The sequence below is a fragment of the Kinneretia sp. DJ1R-11 genome (assembly GCF_025717595.1).
Classification (GTDB): Bacteria; Pseudomonadota; Gammaproteobacteria; order Burkholderiales; family Burkholderiaceae_C; genus Paucibacter_A.
The window spans coordinates 67,827-94,440 of record NZ_JAJIRR010000006.1; the positions used below are offsets into that span (position 1 = coordinate 67,827).

General features: G+C 64.7%; 22 protein-coding genes. 9 read left to right on the forward strand and 13 right to left on the reverse strand.

The annotated features are described in order from the left end of the window. The first annotated feature begins 96 nt into the window (after positions 1 to 96). Positions 97 to 1,788, forward strand: coding sequence for a tetratricopeptide repeat-containing response regulator (locus LNV23_RS12070; protein WP_263563197.1), 1,692 nt, complete (start codon positions 97 to 99; stop codon positions 1,786 to 1,788). Next, the gene (locus LNV23_RS12075) at positions 1,785 to 2,408 is read left to right on the forward strand and encodes an ATP-binding protein (protein WP_263563198.1); all 624 of its coding nucleotides are present in this window, start codon (positions 1,785 to 1,787) and stop codon (positions 2,406 to 2,408) included. The genes LNV23_RS12070 and LNV23_RS12075 overlap by 4 nt, the downstream gene beginning before the upstream one ends. A 10-nt stretch (positions 2,409 to 2,418) precedes the next feature. Here LNV23_RS12075 and LNV23_RS12080 read toward each other — a convergent pair whose 3' ends face one another. Together LNV23_RS12080 and LNV23_RS12085 are read right to left on the reverse strand one after the other, a co-directional pair. Then, complete coding sequence (locus LNV23_RS12080; protein ID WP_263563199.1) at positions 2,419 to 2,871, reverse strand: hypothetical protein; 453 nt, start codon at positions 2,869 to 2,871, stop codon at positions 2,419 to 2,421. A gap of 212 nt (positions 2,872 to 3,083) precedes the next feature. After that, the gene (locus tag LNV23_RS12085) at positions 3,084 to 3,683 is read right to left on the reverse strand and encodes a DUF1134 domain-containing protein (protein ID WP_263563200.1); all 600 of its coding nucleotides are present in this window, start codon (positions 3,681 to 3,683) and stop codon (positions 3,084 to 3,086) included. A gap of 152 nt (positions 3,684 to 3,835) precedes the next feature. Here LNV23_RS12085 and LNV23_RS12090 point away from each other — a divergent pair, with 152 nt between their 5' ends. Together LNV23_RS12090 and LNV23_RS12095 are read left to right on the forward strand one after the other, a co-directional pair. Then, a complete protein-coding gene (locus tag LNV23_RS12090; RefSeq protein WP_263519791.1) occupies positions 3,836 to 4,282 on the forward strand; it encodes a hypothetical protein in 447 nt (148 codons plus the stop codon). A 71-nt stretch (positions 4,283 to 4,353) separates the two neighbouring features. Continuing rightward, complete coding sequence (locus LNV23_RS12095) at positions 4,354 to 4,752, forward strand: PilZ domain-containing protein (protein ID WP_263563201.1); 399 nt, start codon at positions 4,354 to 4,356, stop codon at positions 4,750 to 4,752. 24 nt (positions 4,753 to 4,776) lie between these two features. Here the strand turns inward: LNV23_RS12095 and LNV23_RS12100 are convergent, their stop codons facing one another. Further along, positions 4,777 to 5,625: an alpha/beta fold hydrolase gene (locus LNV23_RS12100; RefSeq protein WP_263563202.1), complete on the reverse strand. Its 849-nt coding sequence runs from the start codon at positions 5,623 to 5,625 to the stop codon at positions 4,777 to 4,779. Positions 5,626 to 5,668: 43 nt separating this feature from the next. Further along, positions 5,669 to 6,955 (reverse strand): serine hydrolase domain-containing protein, encoded by a 1,287-nt coding sequence (locus tag LNV23_RS12105; RefSeq protein ID WP_263563203.1) that lies wholly within the window; start codon positions 6,953 to 6,955, stop codon positions 5,669 to 5,671. A gap of 280 nt (positions 6,956 to 7,235) precedes the next feature. On the opposite strand from LNV23_RS12105, the gene LNV23_RS12110 reads away from it, so the two are divergent. Then, positions 7,236 to 7,442 (forward strand): cold-shock protein, encoded by a 207-nt coding sequence (locus tag LNV23_RS12110; protein ID WP_058720877.1) that lies wholly within the window; start codon positions 7,236 to 7,238, stop codon positions 7,440 to 7,442. Between the two features lie 454 nt (positions 7,443 to 7,896). Continuing rightward, on the forward strand, positions 7,897 to 8,115 hold the full coding sequence (locus tag LNV23_RS12115) for a hypothetical protein (protein ID WP_263519787.1): 219 nt from the start codon (positions 7,897 to 7,899) through the stop codon (positions 8,113 to 8,115). Positions 8,116 to 8,225: 110 nt separating this feature from the next. On the opposite strand, the gene LNV23_RS12120 is transcribed toward LNV23_RS12115, so the two are convergent. From LNV23_RS12120 to LNV23_RS12130, 3 genes are read right to left on the reverse strand one after another with little or no spacing between them, the layout of a single operon-like run. After that, complete coding sequence (locus LNV23_RS12120; protein WP_263563204.1) at positions 8,226 to 9,632, reverse strand: efflux transporter outer membrane subunit; 1,407 nt, start codon at positions 9,630 to 9,632, stop codon at positions 8,226 to 8,228. After that, positions 9,633 to 12,803, reverse strand: a complete 3,171-nt coding sequence (locus LNV23_RS12125; RefSeq protein WP_263563205.1) for an efflux RND transporter permease subunit — start codon at positions 12,801 to 12,803, stop codon at positions 9,633 to 9,635. A gap of 15 nt (positions 12,804 to 12,818) precedes the next feature. Beyond that, positions 12,819 to 14,081, reverse strand: coding sequence for an efflux RND transporter periplasmic adaptor subunit (locus LNV23_RS12130; RefSeq protein ID WP_263563206.1), 1,263 nt, complete (start codon positions 14,079 to 14,081; stop codon positions 12,819 to 12,821). Between the two features lie 243 nt (positions 14,082 to 14,324). Here LNV23_RS12130 and LNV23_RS12135 point away from each other — a divergent pair, with 243 nt between their 5' ends. Both LNV23_RS12135 and LNV23_RS12140 read left to right on the forward strand, forming a co-directional pair. Further along, the gene (locus LNV23_RS12135) at positions 14,325 to 14,990 is read left to right on the forward strand and encodes a TetR family transcriptional regulator (RefSeq protein ID WP_263563207.1); all 666 of its coding nucleotides are present in this window, start codon (positions 14,325 to 14,327) and stop codon (positions 14,988 to 14,990) included. 133 nt (positions 14,991 to 15,123) lie between these two features. Further along, positions 15,124 to 17,547: a YgiQ family radical SAM protein gene (locus LNV23_RS12140; RefSeq protein WP_263563208.1), complete on the forward strand. Its 2,424-nt coding sequence runs from the start codon at positions 15,124 to 15,126 to the stop codon at positions 17,545 to 17,547. 11 nt (positions 17,548 to 17,558) lie between these two features. Here the strand turns inward: LNV23_RS12140 and LNV23_RS12145 are convergent, their stop codons facing one another. Together LNV23_RS12145 and LNV23_RS12150 are read right to left on the reverse strand one after the other, a co-directional pair. Further along, positions 17,559 to 17,960, reverse strand: coding sequence for a hypothetical protein (locus tag LNV23_RS12145; protein ID WP_263563209.1), 402 nt, complete (start codon positions 17,958 to 17,960; stop codon positions 17,559 to 17,561). Between the two features lie 6 nt (positions 17,961 to 17,966). Continuing rightward, the gene (locus LNV23_RS12150) at positions 17,967 to 18,299 is read right to left on the reverse strand and encodes a phage holin family protein (RefSeq protein ID WP_263563210.1); all 333 of its coding nucleotides are present in this window, start codon (positions 18,297 to 18,299) and stop codon (positions 17,967 to 17,969) included. A gap of 277 nt (positions 18,300 to 18,576) precedes the next feature. On the opposite strand from LNV23_RS12150, the gene LNV23_RS12155 reads away from it, so the two are divergent. Beyond that, on the forward strand, positions 18,577 to 20,826 hold the full coding sequence (locus LNV23_RS12155) for a putative bifunctional diguanylate cyclase/phosphodiesterase (protein ID WP_263563211.1): 2,250 nt from the start codon (positions 18,577 to 18,579) through the stop codon (positions 20,824 to 20,826). A gap of 108 nt (positions 20,827 to 20,934) precedes the next feature. Here the strand turns inward: LNV23_RS12155 and LNV23_RS12160 are convergent, their stop codons facing one another. From LNV23_RS12160 to LNV23_RS12175, 4 genes are all read right to left on the reverse strand, one after another. After that, complete coding sequence (locus tag LNV23_RS12160) at positions 20,935 to 21,246, reverse strand: ElaB/YgaM/YqjD family protein (protein ID WP_263519778.1); 312 nt, start codon at positions 21,244 to 21,246, stop codon at positions 20,935 to 20,937. Between the two features lie 81 nt (positions 21,247 to 21,327). Further along, on the reverse strand, positions 21,328 to 22,443 hold the full coding sequence (ald, locus tag LNV23_RS12165) for an alanine dehydrogenase (RefSeq protein WP_263563212.1): 1,116 nt from the start codon (positions 22,441 to 22,443) through the stop codon (positions 21,328 to 21,330). Positions 22,444 to 22,634: 191 nt separating this feature from the next. Next, entirely contained in the window at positions 22,635 to 24,929 is a 2,295-nt protein-coding gene (locus tag LNV23_RS12170; RefSeq protein ID WP_263563213.1) for a two-component system response regulator, read from the reverse strand. Beyond that, entirely contained in the window at positions 24,904 to 26,562 is a 1,659-nt protein-coding gene (locus tag LNV23_RS12175) for a sensor histidine kinase (RefSeq protein WP_263563214.1), read from the reverse strand. The genes LNV23_RS12170 and LNV23_RS12175 overlap by 26 nt, the downstream gene beginning before the upstream one ends. Positions 26,563 to 26,614 lie beyond the last annotated feature (52 nt).

Consider the following 26,614-nt stretch of genomic DNA (forward strand, 5'->3'; position numbering starts at 1 on the left):
GGCCTGAGCTCCTGTAAGCTAGGGTCGTCAAGCTGATCGCTACGCCGGCCCGTCGGGCCGCAGCCAGGCGACAAACTGTGCCGCACAAGGGAGCTTATGCGCGTCGACACCCCGTATTCCAAAATCGAAGCCCTGGTCGTGGACGATATGGCCACGCAGCAGACCACCTTGCGCGGCCAGCTGGGCATGCTGGGAATCGGCAAGATCGACGCCGCTGGGTCCGCCGAAGATGCCCTGCGCATGGTGCGCAGCAAGCACTACGGGCTGATCCTGTGCGACTACAACCTCAACCACAAGACCGACGGCCAACAACTCTTCGAGTTTCTGCGTGAAGCCCAGCTGCTGCCACCCGACACGCTGTTTTTCATGATCACGGCGGAGAGCAATTACAACTCGGTCGCCGCGGCCAGCGAGCACATGCCCGATGCCTATCTGCTCAAGCCCATCACCGCCGGGGACATCGAAGACCGCTTGAAGAGCCAGTTGGACAAGCGCCACGCCCTGCTCGACATCAGCAAGGCCTTGAGCAAGGGCGACCTCGCTGGCGCGCTGATCGCCTGCGACGCTGTGCTGGCCAAGAAGGACCGCTGGTTCATGTACGCCTTGCAACTCAAGGCGCAGACCCTGTTGGATCTGGGCAATGCCGAGGAAGCCCGCCAAATGTTCCAGAGCGCACTCGACCTGCGCGCCGGACTGATGTGGGCACAGATCGGCCTGGCCCGTGCGCAGAAGGCTGCCGGCAAGTTTGAGGAGGCCAAGCGTCTGGCCATGGCCATCATCGCGAGTCCCGAAGGCGAAAAAAACTTAGCCGCCTTTGATGTAGCCGGCCAGGCCATGGAGGCTCTCGGTGACCCGGCGAGCGCCATGCAGATGATGAAGAAAAGCGCCCAGGTGGTGCCATCGGCACGGCGCCTACGACAGCTGGCCGAAAGCGCCTACCGCAACGGCGACCTGGCCACGGCCAAGGCCAGCTTGCTCAAGGCGATCAAGTCCAGCCAGGGCTCCATCACAGCCCAAGCTCAAGACTTGCACGCTCTTGCCCAGACCCACATCGACCTCGGTGAAGCCAAGGAAGCGCTCGAACTGATCAGCGATTCGGCCACTCGTGCCACCCGAGGCGCTCACGAGCCCGATTTCGAGTGCGTCACCATGGCCATACGCGCGCAGGCCCATGCCTTGCTGGGCGAGGACGAGAAAGCCTTGCGAGAGGCCACCCAAGCCTTGGCGCACCACAGCACGGGAAAGGCTGATTTTGCCTCCGTGGCTCTGGCCAGGGCAGCCTTGGTGACGGGCCAAATCGAGACCGGCCTGAAATTGATCGCACAAGCCATCAGCGCCGATCACGAGAACAGCCGCATTCAACAACTGGTCTGCAAAGCCTTGACGGACACGGGACACAGCGAACAGATCGAACTGGTGGTCCACGCCGCATCCAAGGGCTTGAAAACGCGCCTGCATGAGGCCAAGTTGTTGCTGCGCAGTGGCAAGCTCGACGAAGCCTTGCAGGCGATCGAAGCCGAGCTGGTGGAGTACCCGGAGAACACCACCGTTCTGCTCGAATGTGCGCAGATGAACTGCATGGCTTTGCGCTTGAAGAAGCGGATGGACGATGGGCGTTTGAATCAGGTGCGTGACTATCTGGTCCGCCTGGAGAAACTGCTGCCGGCCAACGACCGCGTCGCTCAGATGCGTCGCTACCTGCGTGAAACCCTGGCGGCCCTGCACGGCAATGCGTCCTTCAGCATCACTGCACCGGCACCCTTGGCTGGCGCTCGCTCAGCCCCATGAACCGTGAACTGCTGGCCATGCTGGTGCATGACCTGAAGAATCAGTTGGGCGTCCTAGAAGCCGAGTTGAGCCTGTTGGCCCTTGATCCTGCACCCGAACCCGCGCACCGCGCCCATCAACGTTGCGCGCAGCTGCGGCAGCGCCTGGTCGCCTACCTGACCCTTTACGCAGCGCCCGAGCGGCATATGAATGCCCATGTCTCGGACGAATCGCCGCGAGATTTCTTGCAGCAGTTGCTGCACATGGACTCACGCCCCGATGGAGCGCCACTGCGCTTGAGCGGCGAGGCATCGGCGCCGGCATTCTGGTACTTCGATCCGCGCCTGGTGCTTCTGGCTCTGGAGGCGGCCCTGCACAACGCCTGGCGCTTTGCCCGCAGCGACGTGCTGCTGGACGTCAAAGTACGCAACGGCTTCCTGGTGTTTGCCGTCGAAGATGACGGTTTGGGCCTCGATGCCAAGGACCCTTCGGCACGCTCCTCGACCGGCCTGGGCATGGAGCTGTGCGCCGCCGTGGCGCGCGCCCACAACCTGGGCGAACGTCACGGTCGCGTGCTGCTCCAGCCGCGCGACCCGTTGCAGCGCCAGAGCGGGACACGCTTCGAGATCTGGCTCCCCTAAGGGCGCACAGTCAACGCATGGCCAGCGCAACGCGCTCCTGGCGGGCCATGCCAGAGGCTGCTGTGATTTCAGGGCTGGCAGCATTGAAGCTCAGCACCAACTTGTATTCGCCGCCCTGTGCAACGCCAGTTTGACAGCTGATTTGGTGCATGGCGCGGCGGACTGCCTTCCGGTACTCGAGCGGTCCGTCCTGAATGCGCAGATCACTGGGCTGATCGCCGCCGAGCTTGAAGCTCACCCGCACGGTAGCCGCGCTGCCTTCACGCGTCGCCACCGCACTGAGCTGATCTTGCAAGGTCTGGGCATAGGCGGGACAGACCATGCTCAAGGGCGGCAGCTGCAGGTCGTTGACGCCTTGCCCGCTCACATCGACACGCTGCAAATGGGTCTGCGCCTGGACCGAGGCTGTGGCCAAAGTCATGGCGATGGCAAACATGGGGGTGAGAAAAGAAATGGACTTCATGGTGACTCCGTTCGGTGGGCCTGATTTGCCACAAAACTTCCGACTCGTAACGTCGAAAACATGTGGTCTGGGAGTCAGCTTAGAAGTCGCGTCAGCTCACACCAAGTCTCTTGTGACGAGCGCCAAGATTCTGGCCACCAAATGGCAGAAATCGGGCTTGGAATGCATGCGCGGCGGCGGCCCGGAGTCAACCGCATGCCAGGCGCCTCGCATCAGAAGGGGTTGTATGACTTCTTGCTGCGGTAATGCACATAACCCACACTGGCTCCGGCCCGCAAACCCACGCCAAGGCGAATGGGCGCCAAGGTGATGCCCTTCAGGCGCTGGTAGTTGATGCCGGCGCCGCCGACGTAGTAGAGGCTGCCATCCACGCCCGGGAAACGCTGGTAGATGGCGGCAGGCTTGGGCAAGTGGTAAACCAAGGTGAAGACCTTGGATGCGTTGACGCCGGCGTCGAAGCCGATCGATGGCCCGGCCCAGAACACCGGCGCATTAGCGCCCGATTTCATCTGCAGGCGACCCTCGCCGTAGCGCAGACCGACGCTCAGTGCCGCCCCGACCTCTTCGCCCTTGATGAAGGCATTGGGCCTGCCCTGCTCCTTGAAGGCTTTTTCGATCACCCGCGCCAAACCTTCGGTGCTGTCGCCGAAGAAGTCGGTCGCGGCCTTGAGGATGGAGTCTTCGTCATAGCCACCATCCTCGCCTTCAGACGGAGCCGCCTGAACATGGCCGGTGCCCGCCAGCGCAACGAACAGGCCTCCGAGCTGAAGCAGGCTGCCGCGTCGGTCCATGGTTTCCTTGAAATCTTGCATGTCTGTCTCCAGTGGCGCTGAACTGAGTGTGGGCCAGCGCAGAGGCGCGCAGCTTCCGTGACGGTATGCGCGCTTCAACCCTGCGTCGGTAGCCGGCCATCAGCCTACACTGTCGCACGCTGAAAACGACCTCTCGCCTCCCACCTACGTCCATGAGTTCGCACACTGATCTGCCCAAGCTGGCTCTGGCGCTGGAGTACGTCGACCTGGCGGCGGCCCTCTATCTGGCCGGCGGCAGCGACCATGCCGCTCGCCTGCTGGCCGCCGCAGCCGAACAGGTGCTCGGCGATTTGGCCAAGCTGCTGGGGCCCCATGCGCACACGGACGAGGTGCAAGGCTTGCTCGCACGCATTGCACTGCGCTACCGCGCGCCGCTGATCGAGCCGCGCAGTCACCAGCAAAGCCGCATGTCTGAGAGCCTCGCCCTCGACAGCGCCGAGTTGCGCGGCGTCCCCCTGGGCGAAGCCCGACACGCCACCGCGGCCTATCTGCGCGCCTCCTGGTACACCTTGGAGGCCATGGGCCTGGACGCCGTGGTGCCGGCGCGCCTTCGCAAGGCTGTGGAGCAAAGCACCATCTGCGAGCCCTGGACCGGCTGAGCCTGGCACACCCAACTGAGCCACAAAGCCAGACTGATTCGCCTCGCCGTTTTCCCAACCCCTCTGCTAGCATGGCCCGGGACATTCCTCGCCATTGGGAGACTGCCATCAATACCGAACGCCGCCAGTTCGCCCGCGTCGCCTTCGACGTGCATGCCGAACTCATCACCACGCAAGCCCATTTGCAAGCCCAGGTGCTCGATCTCTCGCTCAAGGGTGCCTTGCTGCGACTGCCGGCCGGCGCAGGCGCCAGTCTTGGCGCGCCCTGTCTGCTCAAAATCTTGCTGGCCGATGGCGAAACCTACATCGCCATGGCCGGCGAGTTGACGCATGTGGAAGGAGAGCGCGCCGGCGTCCTGTGCCGCAGCATCGATATTGAAAGCATCACCCATCTGCGCCGCCTGATCGAAATGAATCTCGGCGACGCCTCACTGGTCGAACGCGAACTGGCCGCACTGATCAGCGCTTGAGACGCTCGATGGAGGGGCTTGGCATCAAGCCTGAATGAAGCGGCGCAGGACGGCGAATGCCGCCTCCGGGTCGTCTCGCCAAGCGCCATGCCCGACACCGGGAAAACGCACCAGCTGCGACCATTGGCTGGGCAGAGCCGCGGCAATCTCCTCGGCATCCTCGGGCGGGCAGACCGGATCCTCCTCGCCACACATCACCAGCACCGGGCACTGCGCCAGCGCCAAGCCTGGCAGCAACTGCATGCCCTGCTTCTCACCGGCGACAAAGTGCAACAGGATTTCGGGCTTGATCAAGGTTCGCGCACCGGCCTCGGGATCCAGTGGCGGGCGGGTGTTGTACAGCCCGCGCACCCCGTGCCAATAGGCCTGCCAGCTGCTGTCGCTGGGCGCAGTCCAGAAAGCCTCGGCCAAGGCCCGTGCCGCGTCCCCGCCAAGACGCTGAAACGCGGCCAGCTTGCGCGACAAGCCCATATGGTGCGAGGTGCTGGACAGAATCACCTTGCTGGCATGAGCAGGGTGGCGGGCGATGTAGCGCTGCGCCACAAAGCCACCGAAGCTCTGGCCCAGCACCATGGGCTTGACCAGACCCAGGGCATCGCTGAGGCGCACGACGTCGTCGGCCCAGGTGTCCAGATTCCACTCGCTGGATGGTCGCGGGTCGCTGCGCCCATGGCCTCGATGGTCGTAGTAGATAACCTGGGCGATATCGGCCAAGGCGCCGAAACCCGGCTTGAACGCTGCGTGGTCAAAACCCGGTCCGCCGTGCATGCAGATCAGAGTCGGGAGCTCACGCATGAGGGGCCCGTCAGGCAACAAGCCAGGCCCTTGAACATCCACAAACAAGCGCACGCCGGCTTCAATTTCAATTCGCATCGCAGTGACTCCTCTTCTTTCGCGCCCTCATCCTAGCCGGCACTCACCAGCTGCCGCCATAGTAGGCGACCAGTCCGCGCCAGAAAGCATCGGCTTCGCGAGCCAAGCTGGTGTCGCGCGCATGAGGCTTGGCATTGGCACTGGTCTGCACCATCACCAACTTGAGCGCCGGGTCGACAAAAATCATCTGCCCATAGACACCCAGCAAGGCGAAACGCCGCGCACGACCTGGAAAGGTCCAGAAATGGTAGCCGTAACCAAAGTACGGCGTGGCCTGGCCGGGCGAAAACAAAGCCGGGTGCCGTCCGGCATCGGTCGCTTCGAGCAGGTAGTCGCGCGGCAAGATCTGCCGGCCGCTGTCCGGTCGCTGGCCGTCGTGAGCCAAGAGCACGCCCAAGCGGCCATAGTCACGCAAGCCAGCATTGAAATTGCCGCTGGCAATCTCCACGCCCAGCCGGTCGGTTCGCCACAAGGCCGACATCTCCGCCCCCATAGGCCCCCAGAGCCGGCTCTGCAAATACTCGCTCAGGCCCATGCCCGTCGCACCACGCAGCACCAAGGTCAGTGCAATGGTGTCGGCACTGGCGTAATTGAATCGTTCGCCCGGCGGCGCTGCGCGTGTACCGAGCTGCACAGCGGCGGCCTCCAGTCCCTCGCGAGCAGCAGCGCGCCCGAAGCGCTCCAGATCGTCGACGCCGTCGTAGCGCTCGGTGAAGCGCAGGCCGGAAGCCATGCGCAAGAGATCTCGCAATCGCACAGTGCCGTAAAGAGAGCCCATCAGGCCGGGTGCATAGCGCTGAGCCGCGTCGTCCAGCGAATGCAAGAAACCCTCCTGCAAAGCCAGTCCGACGGCCAGGGAGACCAAGGACTTGGACATGGAGTTCGAAACAAAGCGGTGTTGTGGGCCACGCCGATACTGGTAGCGCTCCACCTGAATGACCCCGTCTTTGATCACCAGCAGACCCATGACTCTTTGGCGCGCAAGAAAGTCATCCACCCCCAGATTGCGCAAGGCGTCGATATGCCAGCGGTAGGTCGGCTCGGTCGCGCTGCGCGGCATCATCAGGGGCTGAGCACTGGGCGTCAGTTCCTGCACGCCGCCATTCATCAAGCCCGGGATCTCGCCTTGATGGCTGAAAGAACCCACACGCACCGATTCCTGACTGAACCAGTTGCTGGCTTGCCCGACTGGATAGCCCTGGGAACGACCCAGCAGTTCTTCATCAGGCGCCGCCAAAACGCTGGCTGGCCACAAACTCAGCAGCGCACTGAGCAGCAATGCGGCGTGCATGGGCTGGCGGGACGAAGCAGGTCTGGTGGCTGTTTTCATGGAGCCGCGCAGCTTGCCAGTTACTGGGGCGCAGAACAAGTCCCATCGCCAGGCACCAGGATCTGTGCTACATTAGCGGCATAGATACGCACAAGACCGTTTCTTCAAGGTCTTCAATCTGCAGCCCCGCCGTACGTTCGCTTCATTCGTCGCGCCAGGCTCGCTTCAGTTTCAACTCCCCGTTTGACTGTTCTTGAGTGTTTCTGTCTCCGCAGGCTTTGCGTTGTCGCGAGCCGCGGAGTATTTTTAATTTGTTCAAAAGGAACACATCATGACAACAATGCAAACTGGCACCGTGAAATGGTTCGACGACGGCAAGGGCTTCGGCTTCATCACGCCTGAAGACGGCTCCAAGGACCTGTTCGCCCACCACAGCGAAATCCGCAACAACGGCGGCTTCCGCACTTTGGCCGAAAACCAAAAGGTTGAATTCGAAGTCAAGCAAGGCCCCAAGGGTCTGCAAGCTTCGAACATCCGCGCTCTGTAATTGAGCCCGGCGAGTGGCGCTCTTGAGCGTCGCTCACCTGATGGGTTGGCGTGCAAGCGTCAACCCATTGTTTTTTGTTTGCATCGGGCAACTTGAGCTGAGCAGCAGAAAACGAAGTACCAAGAAGTAGAAAAACAAACGAAGAAGACAAGTCTGGCCAGCATGGCGCTCCGTCAAAGCGCACACACTGGACCTGACAAGCCCTGCCGATGATGGCAGGCTGAGGCGGCCCCGCCATGGCCGAGCACCTCAAGCCAAGCCGAGCACCCCAAGCCCGGCCCTGAGATCGATGGAGACCTTGAGGACTCTCGATCCACTGCATGCCCCAACATGCCGTAGCAAGCTACCCTCCCCCTGTTTCGAACGCTTTTCCGAACTCCTTGGACTGAATCTTTTCATTCCAATCCCTGAGGCACGGGCAGCCAGCCCAGCCGCACTGCAAGAAAACAAGAATATGCAAAACAAGCACAGCATCGAAGTCGGCAAGTACCTGGTCTCGCCGATGATCAAGCCGCAATCCGATGGCAGCTTCGCCGCCTCGGTCTCCATCCGCTCTGGCCAGGGCATGGCCAGCCACGACCGCGTCATGCGCTTCACGCCGAGCTTCCACAGCCAGCGTGCCGCCATCCGCTACGCTCGGGCAGAAGGCCTGGCCTGGATCCAAGCTCACTGAGAGCTGCCAGAAGCACGGATGGACACAAGTCCATCCTCATGAATGAGCGAAAAAAGGCGCCCGGTCACATCGACCGAGCGCCTTTTGCTTGGGCAGAACGAATCAGCGCGTCAACCCGCTTTCAAGCCACCACCCAGCGCTTTGTAGAGCTGCACGCCGTTGAGCAAGGAGCCCAGGCGCACTTGCAGCATGGCTTGTTCAGCGGCGAACGCAGCGCGCTGAGCATCAAGCAACTCCAGGCTGTTGGAGGCACCATTGGCATGGCGCAGCTCCACCAGCTTCAGGCGCTGCGATTCTGCGGCGGTCTGCGCAGCCTGGGCCTGCAACTGCTCGCCGAAGGTGGCGCGGCCCGCGAGTGCATCGGCCACTTCACGGAAGGCGGTTTGCACCGCCTTTTCGTACTGCGCCACGGCCACACCCTGGGCCGCCTTGACGGCTTGCAGATTGGCCTCGTTGCGACCCGAATCAAAGATGGGCATCAAGGCCTGACCCACCAGGCTGAAGGCGGTGTTCTTGAACAACTCAGACAGCTGCGAGCTGGTCGTGCCCAGATTGCTGGTCAGCGTGATGCTGGGGAAGAAAGCCGCGCGGGCCGCGCCGATATTGGCATTGGCCGCACGCAGCTGCTGCTCGGCCTGCAGCACATCGGGGCGTTGCACCAGGACTTCCGAGGGCAGGCCGGCCGGCACATCGGCCAGGCTTTGCGCTTGCAGGCGCTGGCCCGCCGGCAGATCGGCCGGCAGAGGCTGACCGACCAACAGCACCAGGGCGTTCTCGTCCTGAGCACGCTGGCGCTGCTGCTGGGCCACGGCCGCGCGGGTGGCGGCTGCGGCCGACTCGGCGGCGCTCAGGTCCAGCGAGGACGCCGCGCCCGCCTCGAACTTCAGGCGAGTCAAGCGCAGCGTGTCCTCGCGCGAGGCCAGGGTGCGCTGAGCCAGTTGCAGCAACTCCTCATCGGCCTGCAGCACCAGATAGGCCGAGGCCACGCCGGCCACCAGGCTGATCTGGGCGGCACGGCTGCCTTCGGCCGTGGACAGGTAGCGGGCCGTGGCGGCATCGACCTGGTTCTTCACCCGGCCCAGCAGATCGACCTCATAGGCCGTGACCTGCAGGCCTGCCTGGAAGTTGTTGCTGCTGCCCGCACCATTGCTATTGGGCTGGCGGCTGGCGCTGAAACCGGCATTGACCGTGGGCAGGCGGCTGGCTTCGCTGACGCGGGCCAGGGCCCGGGCCTGCTCTACATTGAGCAGGGCCACGCGCAGATCGCGGTTGTTCTTGAGTGACAGGTCGATCAGGGCGCGCAGGCGCTCGTCCTGGCCGTAAAAGCTCTGCCAGCTCAGCTCGGCCGCGGCCGTGCCGCTGGTGGCGGACGGGGCCGACCACTGTGCGGCCACCGGGGCGGCCGGGCGCGCATGCTCAGGGGCCAGGCTGCCGCAAGCCGTCAGGCTCAGGGCTGCGAAGGCCAGCGCGCTCAGACGCAGCAACGGGGTCTCGCTAAAGATCTTGTTGTTTTCCATTCAAACCTCCTCGGCGGGCAAAGCACCGCTCGGCTGGGCACCCCCAGCCTCATGGGCATAGATGCGGCGTTGGCGTTCGCTGCCCTTGAACAGGCGGCGCACCACCAGGAAGAACACCGGCACAAAAATCACCGCCAGAACCGTGGCCGACACCATGCCCGAGAGCACGCCGGTGCCGATGGCACGTTGGCTGGCCGAACCGGCGCCGGTGGCAAAGAACAGCGGCGTCACGCCCAAGATGAAGGCCAGCGAGGTCATGATGATGGGACGGAAGCGCAGGTGGCAGGCTTCGAGGATGGACTCGATCAGCCCCTTGCCTTCGGCCTGCAAGTCCTTGGCGAACTCGATGATCAGGATGGCGTTCTTGGCGGACAAGCCGATGATGGTGATCAGGCCAACCTTGAAGTACACGTCATTGGGCATGCCGCGGAAGCTGGCACCCATCAGCGCACCCAGCAGGCCCAGCGGCACGACCAGCAGCACCGACAGCGGGATGGACCAACTCTCGTACAGCGCAGCCAGGCACAGGAACACGGCCAGCAGCGAGAAGGCAAGCAGGATGGTGGCCTGCGAACCCGAGAGCTTTTCTTCACGCGACAGACCGGTCCACTCGTAGCCGATGCCGGGGGGCAGCTGCTTGACCATCTGCTCCAGCTCGGTCATGGCCGCGCCGGTGGAAGCACCAGGTGCCGCATCGCCGGCCAGACGCATGGCCGGATAGCCGTTGTAGCGCGTGGCTTGCATCTGGCCGGTGATCCAGTGGGTCGAAGCAAAGGCCGACAGCGGCACGCTCTGACCCTTGGCGTTGCTCACGTTCAAGCGCAGCAGGTCTTCCGCTTGCATGCGAGCCTGGGCTTCCGCTTGCACGACCACGCGTTGCAGGCGGCCGCTACTCGGGAAGTCATTGACATAGGCCGAACCCAGCTGGGTGCCGATGACGGCAGCCACCGCGTCGTAGCTCACGCCGAGCGCGGCCGCCTTGTCGCGGTCGATATCCAGCTGCAGTTGCGGCGCGTCTTCCAGGCCGTCCGGGCGCATGCCGGTGATCAGCTTGCTCTTGCTGGCCATGCCCATCAGCTGGTTGCGGGCGTTCAGCAGGGCCTCGTGGCCGAGGCCGCCGCGGTCCTGCAAGCGCAGGGCGAAGCCGGTGGCCGTGCCCAGTTCGGGAATCGGCGGAGGCGAGAGCGGGAAGATGAAGGCATCACGCACCGCCATCATCGCGCCGAAGGCACGACCGGCCAGGGCCGAAGCGCTGTGCTGCGGGCCGATGCGCTCTTCCCAGGGCTTGAGCGGCACGAACACCAGGGCGGCATTCTGGCCTTGGCCCGAGAACGAGAAACCGATCACGCCCACGGTGTTCTGCACCTCGGGCTGGGCCAGCATGAAGTCTTCGACTTGCTTGACCGCCGCCTCGGTGCGGTTGGCCGTGGCGCCCGGAGGCAGCTGCACATTGACGATCAGATAACCCTGATCTTCGTTGGGCAGGAAGGAGGTGGGCATGCGGGTGTACATCAGGCCGACGGCGGCGACGATGACGCCGTAGACCAGCAGCATGCGGCCGCTGCGCTTGAGCAGCTTGGCCACCCAGCCTTCATAGCCCTTGGCCGTGCGCGAGAAACCACGGTTGAACCAGCCGAAGAAACCGGTCTTGGCGTGGCCGTGGCCGGCTTCCACCGGCTTGAGCAAAGTGGCGCACAGGGCCGGGGTCAGGGTCAGCGCCATCAGGGCCGACAGCAGCATGGAGGCCACCATAGCCAGCGAGAACTGGCGGTAGATATTGCCCACCGATCCGGCGAAGAAGGCCATGGGCACGAAGACCGAGACCAGGACCACGGTGATGCCGATGATGGCGCCCGAGATCTGGCCCATGGCCTTGCGGGTGGCCTGCAGGGGCGGCAGCCCCTCCTCGTTCATGATGCGCTCGACGTTCTCCACCACCACGATGGCGTCGTCCACCAGAATACCGATGGCCAGCACCATGCCGAACAGGGTCAGCACATTGATGGAGAAACCCATCCACAACATGATGGCAAAGGTACCCAGCAAGGCGATCGGCACCACGATGGTGGGGATCAGGGTGTAGCGCCAGTTCTGCAGGAACAGGAACATCACCAGGAACACCAGGACCACGGCCTCGATCAGGGTCTCGACCACCTGGGTGATGGAGATCTTGACGAACTTGGACGAGTCGTAAGGCACCTCGTAGGCCACGCCTTCGGGGAAGTAGGTCTGCAGCTCGGCCATGCGTTCCTTGACTGCGGTGGCCGCGGCCAAGGCGTTGCCGCCCGGGGCCAGCTGGATGCCGATGCCGGTGGCCGGCTTGCCATTCAGGCGCGAGTAGGAGCCGTAGTTCTGGCCGCCCAGCTCAACGCGAGCCACATCCTTCAGGCGCACGCTGGAACCATCGGTGTTGGCGCGCAAGACGATGTTCTTGAACTGGTCCACGCTCTCCAGCTGACCCTTGACCACCACGGTGGCGGACATGGTCTGCTCGGACAGATTGGGCAACTCACCGATGGAGCCGGCCGGCACCAGCGCGTTTTGCGCGCGGATGGCGGCGTTGACCTCGGCCGGGCTCATGCTGAAGGACAGCAGCTTGGCCGGGTCCAGCCAGATGCGCATGGCGCGTTCGGTGCCGAAGAGTTGGGCCTGACCGATGCCGGGCAGACGCTGCAGCTCGGGGATGATGTTGCGCGCGGCATAGTCACCCAGGGCCTTGGTGTCCAGCGTGCCCGTCTTGCTGGACAGCATGACGAAGAGCAGGAAGTTGTTGCCGGCCTTGTCGATGCGCACGCCCTGCTGCGTCACCGCAGCGGGCAGGCGCGGCGAGGCGCGGCTCAAACGGTTCTGCACCTCCACCTGAGCCAGCTCCAGATTGGTGCCGGGCTCGAAGGTGACGGTGATGGCGCCCGTGCCATTGGCCTGGCTGACCGATTCCAGATAGGCCAGTTTGGGCGCGCCATTGAGCTCTTGCTCAATGACGGAGATGACGCTCTCGTCCAGGGTCTTGGCCGAGGCGCCGGGATAAGCCACATTGATGGACAGGGCGGGTGGCGCGACCGTGGGGTACTGCGACACCGGCAGCTTGGTGATGGAGACCGCGCCGAAGACCAGGATGAACAGTGCGATCACCCAGGCAAAGACCGGCCGGTCAATGAAGAAACGTGCCATGTTGTGAACCTCTGATTAGCGGCTGGCGGCTGAGGCCGGAGCGGCGGGGGCGGCCGGCGCCGAAGCAGAAGCGGCCGACCAAGGCACCGGCGTGACCGGCGCACCGGGCACAAACATCTTCTGGAAGCCGTCAACGATGACCTGCTCGCCCGGCTTCAGACCGTCCAGCACCACCCATTGGTTGCCCTGGGCGCTGCCGACCTTGACGATGCGCGGCTCAGGCTTGTTGCCGGCACCGACCACCAGGACCGAGTCGCCCTGATTGCTGCGCTTGACAGCTTGTTGCGGCAGCAGGATGCCGGCCGGCAGCTCGCCTTGCGAGAGGCGCACGCGCACATACTGACCGGGCAAGAGCTGACCCTCGGCATTCGGCACCTCGGCGCGCAGGCTGACCTGGCCCGATGCGGCATCGACGCTCAGGTCGGTGAACAGCAGGCGGCCGGGCTTGGCCAGCTCGCTGCCGTCGTCCAGCACGATGCGCACCTGGGCGGCCTGGGCACCGGCAGCGCGCAGCTTGCCGCCGGCCAAGGCACGACGCAGCTGCTGCACTTCATTGGCGCTCTGCGTGAAGTTGACGTAGACGCTGCTGGTCTGCTGCACCAGGGCCAGCTGCGTGGCTTCTGCCGCGCTGACCAGGGCGCCTTCGGTCACCAGAGCACGGCCGATACGACCCGAGATCGGCGCCGTGACGGCGGCATAACCCAGGTTGAGCTTGGCGCTCTGCACCGCGGCCTTGCCAGCGGCCACATCGGCCTCGGCGGCCTTGGCGGCGGCCACGCTGCTCAGGTATTCCTGCTGGCTGATGGCGCGGGCCTCGACCAGGGGCTTGTTGCGCTCAGCCTGGGCGGCGGCCTGGGCCAGATTGGCTTGCGCCTTGGCCAGGCTGGCTTGGACGCTGTCAAGGGCCGCCTGGTACGGCGCCGGATCGATCTGGAACAAGACCTGGCCGGCCTTGACCTCGGAGCCTTCGGTGAACAAGCGCTTGAGCACCACGCCGTTGACGCGGGCGCGCACCTGGGCCGTGCGCTGGGCTTCCACCCGGCCCGGCAGCTCGGTCTGCAGGCCCACGGCCTGCAACTCGGTCTTGACCACACCGACCGGAGCCGGCGGCGGCATACCGCCACCGCCCGGGCCGGCGGCGGCCTTGTCACCGCCGCCGCAGCCTGTCAACACAGCGGCCACGGCAATGGCCAATGGCAGCACATACAGCGCACGGGCACGCAGGGCCTCGCGGGCGGAATTTGGGGCTTCAGGAGATTGAAGTTGGGAGGGCAGCATCGGGCTTGTCCTTTGATGTGGCAGAGCGTGCGTCGCAGCGGGGGCGATCGAGGAAGGGTGATGTGGCGTGTCGGGCATCTTGCTTCAGATCAAGCGCCGGCGACACATGTCAGGCACGCTCGAGTCGTGGGGCTGTTGCAGAACGGTCGCCAGTATATACATACATTCGCGCATGTATGTTTTGTGACTTAAAATCTGTGCACCATGGCCCGGAAAACCAAACAAGAAGCACAAGAAACACGCATGAGCTTGCTCGATGCGGCGGAACAGCTGTTCCAGCAGCGCGGCGTCTCGCGCTGTTCCTTGCAGGACATTGCCCTCAGCGCCGGAGTCACACGCGGCGCCATCTACTGGCATTTCAAGGACAAGGCCGAGCTCTTCGACGCCATGATGGAGCGCGCCACCATGCCCCTCGAAGAAGGCATGGACATGAATGTGGACGCCAGCGGCGTGCTCAGCTTGACCGATCTGCGCTGGGGCCTGATCAACGTTTTCTACTCGGCCATGCACAACGAGCGCACCCGGCGCGTGTTCGAAATTGCCATGCAAAAGGTCGAGTACACCGGCGAGATGCAGGCCCTGCAGGAGCGCAAGCTGCAGTCGCACCGCAACTGGCGCGAACAGAACCGCCTGGCCTTTGAACATGCCATCAGCCTGGGGCAACTACCACCAAGCCTGAACACGGGCCGCGCCGCCGTGGCCCTGGTGGCCCTGGTGGACGGCTTGCTGCACCAATGGATCATGGACCCGGAGTCCTTTGACCTGATGGAAGTCGGCCAGACCGCCATCGAAGGCTTTCTGACCAGCCTGGCGCAGAGCCGCGAACCCTTGCTGCCCCCGATGAGCGCAGAGGAGATCGCCCGCCTCGGCCAGCAAGGCATTTGTCAGGGCCTGAAGCGGGAAAACTGACGCGCCCGTGCAGGCAGCACGGCCGGCGCTCCCCTGCATTTCCACACAGAAAGCCCCGCAAATTTCACGGCTGCTCTCGGGTTTGCCCGCAGTCCTGGGACAATCGCCGGTTGCTCTTTTGGAAACCGCCGCCGTGTCCGCACACCCCACCCTCACCGTTCCGAAACCGAACAAAGCCCTGACGGCCTACCGCCCGTTCTGGGCCAAGCGCTTCGGTCCTGCGCCTTTCCTGCCCATGAGCCGGGCCGAGATGGAGCAGCTGGGTTGGGATTCCTGCGACATCATCATCGTCACCGGTGACGCCTATGTGGACCACCCCAGCTTCGGCATGGCGGTGATCGGGCGCACGCTGGAGGCGCAAGGCTTCCGCGTCGGCATCATCGCCCAGCCCGATTGGCAAAGTGCCGATCCCTTCAAGGTGCTGGGCAAGCCGAATCTGTTCTTCGGCATTGCCGCCGGCAATATGGATTCGATGATCAACCGCTACACGGCCGATCGAAAAATCCGCAGCGACGACGCCTACACGCCCGGCGGCCTGGGCGGTTCGCGGCCGGACCGTGCCACCCTGGTCTACACCCAGCGCTGCAAGGAAGCCTGGAACGAGGTGCCCATCGTCATCGGTGGCATCGAGGCCTCGCTGCGCCGCATCGCCCACTACGACTACTGGCAAGACAAAGTACGCCGCTCGGTGCTGGTCGATTCGAAGGCTGACCTGCTGGTCTACGGCAATGCGGAGCGCGCCATCGTCGAGATCGCCCACCGACTGGCTGCGCGTCAACCGGTCGAGAGCATCACCGATGTACGCGGCACTGCCTTCATGCGCCGCACCGACGACCCGACTTCGTCGGAATGGTTCGAACTGGACTCGTCCAACGTCGACCAACCCGGCCGCATCGACACCCTGATCAGCCCTTACCAGACCATCGAAGAAACGGCCGAGAGCAAGGCCGCCTCCTGCGTCACCGGCCAGGTGAAAGCGCCCGGCCTGGAGGATGGCGCCAAGCCCATCACCATCGTCCGCAAGCCGCAGGCCCAGCCGCCCAGCGGCAAGATCCAGATGCCGCCGCGCGAGCGCACCGTGATCCGCCTGCCGGCCTACGAGCAGGTCAAGAGCGACCCGGTGCTCTATGCTCACGCCAACCGCGTGCTCCATTTGGAGACCAACCCCGGCAATGCCCGCGCCCTGGTGCAGCGCCACGGTGAGCGCGACGTCTGGATCAACCCTCCACCGATCCCGCTGACCACGCCGGAGATGGACCATGTCTTCGACCTGAACTACGCGCGCTCGCCCCACCCCCGCTATGCCGACGAACACGGCAGCCATGAGGGCGCGACCAAGATCCCGGCCTGGGAGATGATCCGCTTCAGCGTCAACATCATGCGCGGCTGCTTCGGCGGCTGCACCTTCTGCTCGATCACCGAGCATGAGGGCCGCATCATCCAGAGCCGCAGTGAAGACTCGGTGATCCGCGAGATCGAAGAGATGCGCGACAAGGTCAAGGGCTTCACCGGCATCGTTTCCGACCTCGGCGGTCCGACCGCGAATATGTACCGCATCGGCTGCAAGAGCCCCGAGATCGAGGCCGCCTGCCGCAAGCCCTCCTGCGTCTACCCGGGCATCTGCTCCAACTTGAACACCAGCCACGACCCGCTGATCAAGATGTACCGGCGCGCGCGCGCCTTGAAGGGCGTGAAGAAGATCCTGATCGGCTCTGGCCTGCGCTACGACCTGGCCATCAAGTCACCGGAGTATGTGAAGGAACTGGTCACCCACCATGTCGGCGGCTACCTGAAGATCGCGCCCGAACACACCGAGGGCGGCCCGCTGTCCAAGATGATGAAGCCCGGCATCGGCACCTACGACAAGTTCAAGCAGATGTTCGAGCAGGCCAGTGAAGAGGCCGGCAAGAAGCAATACCTGATCCCCTATTTCATCGCCGCCCACCCGGGCACCTCGGACGAGGACATGATGAATCTGGCGGTCTGGCTGAAGAAGAACGGCTTCCGCGCCGACCAGGTGCAGACCTTCTACCCCAGCCCCATGGCCACGGCCACGGCCATGTACCACTCCGGCAAGAACCCGCTGAAGAAGATCACCCGCAGCGCCGAGACCAGCGAGACTGTGGATATCGTCCGCGGTGACCGCCGCCGCCGCCTGCACAAGGCCTTCCTGCGCTACCACGATGCCAACAACTGGCCGATGTTGCGAGAGGCCTTGAAGACCATGGGCCGCGAGGACCTGATCGGCAATGGCAAGTACCACCTGATCCCGAGCTACCAGCCGGTCACCGACGGCAGCTATGAAAGTGCGCGGCGCAAGAACTCAACGCCGACCGGCGTCAAGACCTCGGTGGCCAAGCCCCTGGCCAAGCAAGGTCTGGGCAATGGCCGTCCGGCGGCTCCGCGCCAGGGTCAGATCTTGTCCCAGCACACCGGCTTGCCGCCGCGCGACAACGGCAGCCGACCGGCCAAGCCCGGGACACGCCCGGCTCGCCCTGCCGGATCCGCCAGCCCAAGCAGCCCGACTGCGCGAGCACCCGGCAAGCGGTCACGCTGAAGCGCTGGCGGTCAGAGCTCGGCTTCGCTGGCGGCAGGGCGCGCGCCCTGCCCCTGCGCTCGCCCATCTGCCGCCGCCTCAGGCCTGAAATCGGCCCAGAATTCAGCTTTGACCGCGGTCCAGAGGCGCGCGACCCGTAAGCTGAGGCGCAGCCAGTTCAAGGCCGAACCCAGATTGCCCGAACCCGACTTGGCCCCTTTGAAGTGCCAAACCAAAGCCGCGGCCGCCAGGCCCAGGCCACCCCACAGGCCCGCCCGGGATCGTGGCCCTGAGCCCATCAGGCCCTGGACCAGTTGCAAAGGCTGAAACAGATCACGCTGGGCCGTAGCCAGCTCAGCTCGCAGCTCGATGTGTCGCAGCCGCAGGGCCAGTTGGCGCTGCCGCTGCTCATTCAGTTCACGCTGGAACAACATGGCAACTCACCTTTCCAGACCGGCGCGGTCACGCGCCAATTCGGCTGCGGAGGCCGAAAAAACACCCGAAGGCTGGCTCAGCTGCGCGCGTGCACCCGACCAAGCCCAGGCCGCCAGGCCTGCGTAGATCACCGACAAGACCAGGCCGCTGAGCCAGCGCCAGCCCTCCGGGCTCAGCAACAGTAGGGCCAGGCTGAACATGAACAGAGCGCCACCAGCCATCAAGAGGGCGAGCAGCATCTGAACCAGAGCGCCGAACAGGCGCAGTTTCTCGGCTTCGAGCTCGCTGGACAGCAGTTCGACGCGCGTTTGCAGAAGCTCCAAAAGCAGACGCAGCAAACGCCCAAGAGGCCCGGCGCCAAGGCCTGTGGCCGTGGAAGCGCCTCCAGGCTCTCGCCTTGTTTCAGACCTGGGCCCGGTTTCATTCATGCTTGCCTCCCATATGTGATCATCTTGCATTGCATTTGCAGCGATCACACAGCGGGCAAATGATCTATAAACCCAAACTGCATGTATCGTGAGTGTCACCACATAGGCACTTGCGCTCATGGCGACCGGGTACAGAATGAAATACCCTCACGCTATTGTCAATCCATCGGCTGGAGCACAGGCCCTCATGCGCGAGACAAACAGTCCGGCCAAGCCCGATCACGAAGAAGACGACGATCTGCTGGAGTTTCTGGACAGCCCCGAGCACGCGGACCCGACCGATGCTCACCTGATCCATCCCTGGCGGGTTCTGATCGTCGATGACGACGGCGATGTTCATAAGGCCACCGAGCTGGCCATGCAAGGCCTTTTGGTGGAAGGCCTGCCCCTGAGTTTTCTGCATGCCACTTCGGCCGCCGAGGCGCGCCAGGTGCTGGCCAATGAGGCCGATCTGGCGGTCGTGCTGCTCGATGTGGTGATGGAGTCTGAAGACGCCGGCCTGCAGCTGGTGCGCTACATCCGCGACGAGCTCAAGCTCGGCGCCGCCCGCATCGTGCTGCGCACTGGCCAGCCAGGCTATGCGCCCGAGATCGAGACGGTGCAAGCCTATGACATCAACGACTACAAGACCAAGTCCGAACTGACCCGCACCCGTCTCTACACGGTGCTCACGGCGGCGATCCGCTCCTACCGACAAATCTGCGCCCTGGAGGCCAACCGGCGCGGGCTGGAGATGATTGTCGACGCCAGCACCGAGCTGAGCCGCTTGCGCGGCCTGCACCGATTTGCTGAGGGGGTGGTGACCCAGCTCTGTGCCATGCTGGGCATCCTGCCGGAAGGCTTGGTTTGTGCCCAGGTCGGCATGGAGGCCGACGCCGAGGTGCGGGTGGTCGCCGCTGCCGGCCAGTACAGCGGCATGATCAATGCGCCGCTCTCGGCCGTGCAGATCAAGCCGGTGCGCGAACGCCTGCAGCAATGCCTGGACCAGCGCCAGAACATCTACGACGAGGGCACCTGCCTGTATTTCGGCATGAGCAATGGCAGGCCGATGGCCGCCCTGGTCGACGTCGGGCGTGAGCTCAGCGAAACCGACCAGCAACTGCTGCGCGCCTTCTGCTCCAACATCTCTGTCGGCTTCGAGAACGTGGTGCTCTATGGCCAGCTGCTGGATCAGGCCTACAACGACCAGTTACTGCACCTGCCCAACCGCAACCGCTTTGTCGAGCTGCTGGACAAGAACCTCAAGAACCCGGCCGATGTCACCCTGGCCCTGATCGACATCGACGACTTCTCGGACATCAATGACGCCTTTGGCCACCACTTTGGTGACCAGGTGTTGCGCGCTGTGGTCCTTCGCCTCGGTGAGGCCCTGGGTCTGAACACCGCCATGGCACGGGTCGGCGCCGACACCTTCGGCCTGCTGGGCCCCAGCGACCATGTCAGCGCCGACAACATCCAGCAGGTCTTTCTCGAGCCCTTCTCGGTCGCCGGCGAACGCCTGCAGCTGTCCGCCACCACCGGCCTGGTGCGCCTGGCCGAGTCCGCGGCCGTGGGCTCGGAGCTGCTGCTCGACGCCCAGATCGCGCTCAAGCAGGCGAAATCCCAGCATCGCGGCTCCTCGCAGTACTTCTCCTCGGCCATGGGCACCGATGCACGCGAGCGCTTCAAGCTGCTTAAGGGCTTGCGTGCCGGCTTCGAAGAGAACCGCCTGTTCGTGGTCTACCAGCCCCAGGTCCTGCTCAGCGATGGCCAGCCCCTGGGCGCCGAAGCGCTGCTGCGCTGGCGCACCGAGGAAGGCCAGTTCGTACCGCCCGACCAGTTCATTCCGCTGGCGGAGAAGTCCGGGCTGATCATCAGCATCGGCGAGTTTGTGCTGCGCACCGCCTGCCACCAGCTCAAACGCATGCTTGAGTTAGGCTACCAGGACTTCCGCATGTGTGTGAACGTCTCGCTGGCGCAATTCCGTCACCCCGGCTTCATGGCCGTGCTGAGCAGCGCCTTGCGCGACACCGGTGTGGACGGGCGCAATCTCGAACTCGAGATCACCGAGTCCATGGCCATGGAGGACACGGAATTGGTCATGCACATCCTGGCCGATATCAAGCGCTGTGGCGTCAGCGTGGCCATCGACGACTTCGGCACCGGCTTCTCCTCGCTCAGCCATCTGCGCCAGCTCGATGTCGACCGACTCAAGATCGACCGCGCCTTTGTGCGCGAAGCGCAAACCTCGAGCGCCGGCTCGACGATTGCACAGATGGTGATCAACCTCGGCCGCGGACTCAATCTGACCGTGATCGCTGAGGGCATCGAAACCGAAGAGCAGCGCCAGCAACTGATGGAGCTGGGCTGCCATGAGGGTCAGGGCTATCTGTTCGCCCGCCCCATGCAAGCCGACCAGCTCGAGCGCTGGATGGAACAGGCGCCAGGCAAGACCTGACACCCAGCGAATTGCTCGCCTCGTCAACGGTTCAGAAAAATGAAAAGCCCCTCAGGCCGCGGGGCTTTTTTGCTCATGAGGCCGAGCGCGCTGCTCGGCCCCAGGCCTTTAACGCCGGGCGATCAGCATGCCCAGCAAAAGACCGACGCCGGCCGCCACGCCGATTGACTGCCAAGGGTTCTCATGGACATAGTGATCGGTCGCCCGGCCGGCGGCCTTGGCCTTGTCCACGGCAGCATCCTGCAGATCATGAAGATTGCGCTTGGCACGGTCCAGGCTGGCCTGCACCTTGGCGCGCAGTTCGCTGGCGCCCTCACTCGCCGAACCGGCGGTCGCCCGCAGCAGGCTTTCGGCCTCGGCGACGACCGCATGCAGATCGTCCATCAAACGGTCTTTCTGGGATTGGTTGATGCTGGACATGAGAAACCTCCTGGGTTGAACGGAATCAGAACTTGCCGGCCTCGCCGCGAGCGCTCGCGTTTCGCTTGATCGATGGATCGATCAGTCGAACAGGGCCTCGGCCGGCACATACTCGTAGCCGAGGTCACGGGCCACCGCTTCATAGGTGACATGACCACGGGCGACATTGAGGCCGGCGCAGAGATGCGGGTTGTCGATCAAGGCCTGCTTCCAGCCCTTGTCGGCCAGCGCCACGGCGTGCCCTATGGTGGCATTGTTCAGGGCCAAGGTCGAGGTGCGAGCGACCGCACCGGGCATATTGGCGACGCAGTAATGGACCACGCCGTCGACCAGAAAGGTCGGCTCAGCATGGGTGGTGGCATGTGAAGTCTCGAAGCAGCCGCCCTGGTCGATGGCCACATCGACCACCACGGCACCCGGTTTCATGCGCGCGACCATGGCGCGCGTCACCAGTTTGGGGGCCGCCGCGCCGGGAATCAGCACACCGCCGATGACCAGGTCGGCGCTCAGCACGGCTTCCTCGACACTGGCGACGTTCGAGTACTGGGTGCAGATGCGGTTGCCGAAAACCAGGTCCAGCTGACGCAGGCGGTCGACGTTCTTGTCCAGCACGGTCACGCGTGCGCCCAGGCCCACGGCCATCTGCAGCGCATGGGTGCCCACCACGCCGGCGCCCAAGATCACCACATGGCCCGGGGCCACGCCGGGCACGCCGCCCAGCAAGATGCCCATGCCGCCCTTGCTCTTCTCCAGATGGGCGGCGCCGGCCTGAATGGACATGCGGCCGGCCACTTCGCTCATGGGTGCAAGCAAGGGCAGACCGCCGCCGACCCCGGTGACGGTTTCATAGGCAATGCAGATGGCACCGCTCTTGACCAGGGCCGCCGTCTGCTCGGGGTCCGGTGCCAAGTGCAGGTAGGTGTAGAGAATCTGGCCTTCACGCAGCATGGCGCATTCCTGCGGCTGCGGCTCCTTGACCTTCACGATCATGTCCGCTTTGGCGAAGATGCGGGCCGCGTCGGCCTCGATCACGGCGCCGGCAGCCACGTACTGCTCGTCAGTGAGGCCAATGGCGGCACCGGCTCCTGCCTGCACCAGCACCTGGTGGCCGCGGCTGCTCAGCTCGCGCACACTGGCCGGCGTCAGGCCGACACGGTACTCATGGTTCTTGATTTCCTTGGGACAGCCGATCAGCATGTTTGTCTCCGTGGCTCTGTGGCCGAGTTGAGGTGCCTCTTTGTACGAGCTATGTAGGCCAATGGGAAGCGGCATTCCCGCCGCTTCAGTCCGATTAGAACCGCTAATGCAAGAAGCCGACGGCACACGCGGCTTTGTCTGACATGTGCGCGGCGCCCCGGTGAGAGCCCGGCCTCACTTGCAGCGGACCTTCAGCCGCGTTGCAGCTCGGCCGCCACCGGCCGCCCGAACAGCCAGCCCTGCCCGAGCGCACAACCGAGCTCGCGCAGCACGGCCAGCTGGCCTTCGGTTTCGATGCCCTCGGCCAGGACCTCGACACCCAGATCACGGCCCAGCTCGACGATCAGGCGAGCAACCCGGCGGGCACGCGGGTCGTGCTCGATGCCGCGCACCAGGGAGCGGTCCAGTTTGAGCTCATGGACCTGGACTTCGGCCAGGCGCCCCAGCGAGGACTGGCCGGTGCCGAAGTCATCGATGGACAGCTCGAAGCCGGCGGCGGTCAGCTGTGCCAAGGCGTCACCGACCTGCTGGGCATCCTGGGCGAAAGCGCTTTCGGTGATTTCCAGACGCAGGCGATGCTGCGCCACACCCTGGCCTTGGCAGTACTCAATGATCCAGGCGGGAAAATCTGGTTCCTCCAGCTGCCGCACGCTCAGATTGACCGAGATGCGCAGCTCGGACTGCGGCGCGGCACGCAAGTGCTGCACGGCTTTCTCGATCATGCGCTGGCCCAAGGACACCACCGCGCCGGTGTGTTCCAGCACCGAGATGAAGCTGCCCGGCAGGCTCAGCCGGCCGTCACTGCGGCGCCAGCGCACCAGCGCCTCATGGCCGACCACGCGCGCGTCACTGAGCCGAACCTGGGCTTGTAGATGCATCTCGATGCGATCCTCCAGCAAGGCCTGCGGCAGGTCGCTGAGCAGGGCGATGCGAGCACGCACCTGTTCGCGCACCGCGACCGCAAAGCTGGCTGTGCGCACCTGCCGCCCAACGGCCAGCTGGGTGGCCATCAAGCCCGCCTCGTCGATGCCCAGGTCCACCGTGGCCGCACTCTCGGACCAACCCAGGGCCATGGGCAGCTGCAAGGCCATCTGGCCGACGCGCAAAGGCTGGGCCAGGGCCTCGAGCAGGCCGGCCATCAAGCCAGGCGCCACTGGGCTGGCCAGGGCCAAAGCAAAGCGGTCGCCCTGCAGGCGTGCCACCACCCCGTCGTCGCCAACCAGGCTGACCAGGCGCTGGCCGAGGTCGAACAAAGCCTGGCGCGCCACGGTTTCACCCAGCACCCCGCGCAGCTCATGGAGCTCGCCGATCGCCACCTGGGCAAAGCTACGGCCGTTCGCGGCGCCGATATGGCGGTTCAGGCCGGCGCGGTTGAGCAAGCCGGTCTCGCGGTCATGATGGGCGAAATGCTCCAGTTCCCGGAAGGACTGAATCCCGTCCATGGCCAGGGACAGATTGATGGCGAACAAGGCCAGCAGCCGGCGTGTTTCCGGCTCCAGCGCTTGCTGGGTGGACAGCACCAGCAACAACTCGTCCCCGTCATGGCCATGAACCAGCACGGCGCCGTTGGTGCCCAGATCCAGCACCGCACCGGCCGATAGATCGCAGCCGCGCAGGGCGCGCAGCAGCGCCTCGGGCAGGCTGCTCACCGGCGCGCCGACCAGGCCGCTGAAGCAACCGGCGGCGGCCACCACCTCGGCACGGCCTTGCGTCAGACTGGCCTGCACCGACGCGGGCTTGCGCAGCAGTCCAGCCTCGGCCGGGCCGGGCGCGGGGCTGTCCATCTCGCCACGGATCAGCACCACCCCTTCGGCCAGGCCGGTGGTGATGGAGAGGATCTGGGTCAACACGCCGTCGGCGAAGGACTGCAAGGAGCCGCGCTCGGTCAGCAGGGAGCCCGAGGCCGCCACCACTTTTTCCAGACCGCGCTGATGAGCGTCAATGCGGCAGAGCTGGTGGTAGCCACGGATGGCCACCGTCAGGCTGGTGATCAAGCGGGTCTGGGTCAGCTCGGACTTGGTCTTGTAGTCGTTGATGTCGTAGCGGCGGATCACCTCCAGCTCGGGCGCATAGCCCGGCTGACCGGTGCGCAGAATGATGCGCAGCCATTGGCGCTCGGGCAAGTCACGCACCTGCTCGACCAGGCGCAGGCCGGCATCCGGCGTCTCCATCACCACGTCCAGCAACAGCACGGCGATATCAGGGTCCTGGCGCAGCTGCTGCAGCGCTTCGGCTGCCGATGTGGCCTGCAGCAGCAGCAGGCCGCGGCCGTCGATCTGGACATCGCGCAGGCTGAACTGGGTCGAACGGATGATGTCCGCCTCATCATCGACCACCAGCACCCGCCAGGGTTCGGCCGAATTCAGAGCCGGCCTTGAACGCGCGGCAGAAGCGCCCGCACTGGCAGGCGCACGGCCGGTGTCCTCCAGCACCTCGACCACCTCGTCGTCAACGCCAGAATCAGAGAAGCGATGGGTCGGCGACATGGAGGCTCCCGGGCAGGCTATGGGCAAGAGGGGTGGGCAGGAGGGCGGAAACAGCGGGCCGAGAGTCGGGCTGCTGAGGCGCGTTGCGCGGCAAACTCAGCAGCACCCGCGTGCCGGCCCCGGGGCTGCTGGTCAGGCGGATACGTCCGCCCAGCACACCCATGACCAGGTTACGCACAATGGGCAGCCCCAGCCCGCTGCCGCCCTGACCCATGCGGGTGGTGAAAAAGGGGTCGAAGGCGCGCGCCTGGACCTCCGGGTTCATGCCAACCCCGTCGTCGCTGATGCATAGCTCCACGGCTGATTCGCCGCTGCTCAGCAGATACAGGCTGACCCGTCCGGGGCCCTCCTGCAAACCATGCAGCACCGCATTGGCGATCAGATTGCTGAGCACCTGCCCGAGCGCGCCGGGATAGCTGTCCAGCACCAGGCCGGCCGGCAAGGCATTGAGCAGCTCCCGCCCCTGACGCCCATAGACCGGGCGAAGCGAGGCCAAGAGCTCGTCCACCATGCCGGCCAGGTCGAAGCAACGCCGCTGCATGCCGCTGCGGTCCACCGCCACCTGCTTGAAGCTGCGCACCATCTCGGCGGCACGGGCCAGATTGCGCTCCATCAATGGCGTCGCTTCATGCAGATCGGCCAGCAGCCCGTCCAGCATGGAACGCCGCAAGGGTCCGGCCGCCAGTTCCGCCTCGAAGCGGCGCAGCTTGTCGCCCAGGCCACTGGACACCGCCACCGCGACACCCAGCGGCGTATTGAGCTCATGCGCCACACCGGCCACCAGCGCGCCCAAGGAGGCCAGCTTCTCCGATTCCACCAACTCGTCCTGGGCCTCCTGGAGACGGCGCCGGCCTTGCTGCTCCTGGGCCAAGAGCTGCTGGCGCTCCGCCATGAAGACGCGCAGATGGCGCAGCTGCTCACCCACCTCGGCAAAGTCGCCTGACATGTGCTGCAACTCGGGTCGCGAGCCTTCGCTGTCCCCGCGCGCCAGGCCGGCGACTGCGGTGGCGATCAGACCCAGGGGCCGCACGATGTTGTCGGCCATGATGCGCATCGCCAGCAGCACCAGAGCCACGCCCAGGCCGGCCAGAGCCAGGCCGCCCACGGTGGCCAGCCAGGCCGCACGGCGGGCGCGGTCCAGCTCCTCTTTGGCGACATCAAGCTGCAGCTCGGTCAAGGCATGCAACTGGGCCAGCACGGGCGCCAGCAAGCTGCGATAGTCGGCCGCCAAAGGCAAACGCGGCACCTCCAGGACCTGGCGGTACAGACGCGGCAAGGCGGCCTCAAAATTTCGGGCCAGCTCGCCTTCCTTCTCCGTCAGATAGGTGATGCGGTACTTGGCCCAGAGCAGTTGCACCGCCTCCCACTGCGCCGAAAGTGCCGCTCTTTGCTGTTCAGGCACCCGGTCCTGGAGCAGCACCGGCACCTCGACACTGAGGATGCGGGCCATGGTCTGCAGATCATCGAGCGGCACCAGGCGGTCGTCATAGACCGTACTCAAGCGCCCGCTCAGGTACTGGGTGGCCAGCACCGTAGAGCCGACGGCCAGAACGATCAGGGATGCCAGCATCAGCAACAGCAGACGCAAGGTGTGCTGAACCGACTTATCCAGGCTGCGCTGCAGAACCACCATGCGGGCTCGTCCCTTTCGATCAGGTGCTGCGGCAGGTTAGCACGTTAGTGGC

Excerpts from the sequence above, each read along its gene's own strand:
- LNV23_RS12130 (WP_263563206.1), bottom strand. The coding sequence starts at position 14,081 with ATGCTGCCCTCCCAACTTCAATCTCCTGAAGCCCCAAATTCCGCCCGC.
- LNV23_RS12175 (WP_263563214.1), bottom strand. The coding sequence starts at position 26,562 with ATGGTGGTTCTGCAGCGCAGCCTGGATAAGTCGGTTCAGCACACCTTG.
- LNV23_RS12095 (WP_263563201.1), top strand. The coding sequence starts at position 4,354 with ATGGCCCGGGACATTCCTCGCCATTGGGAGACTGCCATCAATACCGAA.
- LNV23_RS12145 (WP_263563209.1), bottom strand. The coding sequence starts at position 17,960 with ATGTTGTTCCAGCGTGAACTGAATGAGCAGCGGCAGCGCCAACTGGCC.
- LNV23_RS12100 (WP_263563202.1), bottom strand. The coding sequence starts at position 5,625 with ATGCGAATTGAAATTGAAGCCGGCGTGCGCTTGTTTGTGGATGTTCAA.
- LNV23_RS12155 (WP_263563211.1), top strand. The coding sequence starts at position 18,577 with ATGCGCGAGACAAACAGTCCGGCCAAGCCCGATCACGAAGAAGACGAC.
- LNV23_RS12075 (WP_263563198.1), top strand. The coding sequence starts at position 1,785 with ATGAACCGTGAACTGCTGGCCATGCTGGTGCATGACCTGAAGAATCAG.
- LNV23_RS12110 (WP_058720877.1), top strand. The coding sequence starts at position 7,236 with ATGCAAACTGGCACCGTGAAATGGTTCGACGACGGCAAGGGCTTCGGC.
- LNV23_RS12160 (WP_263519778.1), bottom strand. The coding sequence starts at position 21,246 with ATGTCCAGCATCAACCAATCCCAGAAAGACCGTTTGATGGACGATCTG.
- LNV23_RS12070 (WP_263563197.1), top strand. The coding sequence starts at position 97 with ATGCGCGTCGACACCCCGTATTCCAAAATCGAAGCCCTGGTCGTGGAC.
- LNV23_RS12090 (WP_263519791.1), top strand. The coding sequence starts at position 3,836 with ATGAGTTCGCACACTGATCTGCCCAAGCTGGCTCTGGCGCTGGAGTAC.
- LNV23_RS12170 (WP_263563213.1), bottom strand. The coding sequence starts at position 24,929 with ATGTCGCCGACCCATCGCTTCTCTGATTCTGGCGTTGACGACGAGGTG.
- LNV23_RS12080 (WP_263563199.1), bottom strand. The coding sequence starts at position 2,871 with ATGAAGTCCATTTCTTTTCTCACCCCCATGTTTGCCATCGCCATGACT.
- LNV23_RS12120 (WP_263563204.1), bottom strand. The coding sequence starts at position 9,632 with ATGGAAAACAACAAGATCTTTAGCGAGACCCCGTTGCTGCGTCTGAGC.
- LNV23_RS12125 (WP_263563205.1), bottom strand. The coding sequence starts at position 12,803 with ATGGCACGTTTCTTCATTGACCGGCCGGTCTTTGCCTGGGTGATCGCA.
- LNV23_RS12105 (WP_263563203.1), bottom strand. The coding sequence starts at position 6,955 with ATGAAAACAGCCACCAGACCTGCTTCGTCCCGCCAGCCCATGCACGCC.
- ald (WP_263563212.1), bottom strand. The coding sequence starts at position 22,443 with ATGCTGATCGGCTGTCCCAAGGAAATCAAGAACCATGAGTACCGTGTC.
- LNV23_RS12085 (WP_263563200.1), bottom strand. The coding sequence starts at position 3,683 with ATGCAAGATTTCAAGGAAACCATGGACCGACGCGGCAGCCTGCTTCAG.
- LNV23_RS12115 (WP_263519787.1), top strand. The coding sequence starts at position 7,897 with ATGCAAAACAAGCACAGCATCGAAGTCGGCAAGTACCTGGTCTCGCCG.
- LNV23_RS12135 (WP_263563207.1), top strand. The coding sequence starts at position 14,325 with ATGAGCTTGCTCGATGCGGCGGAACAGCTGTTCCAGCAGCGCGGCGTC.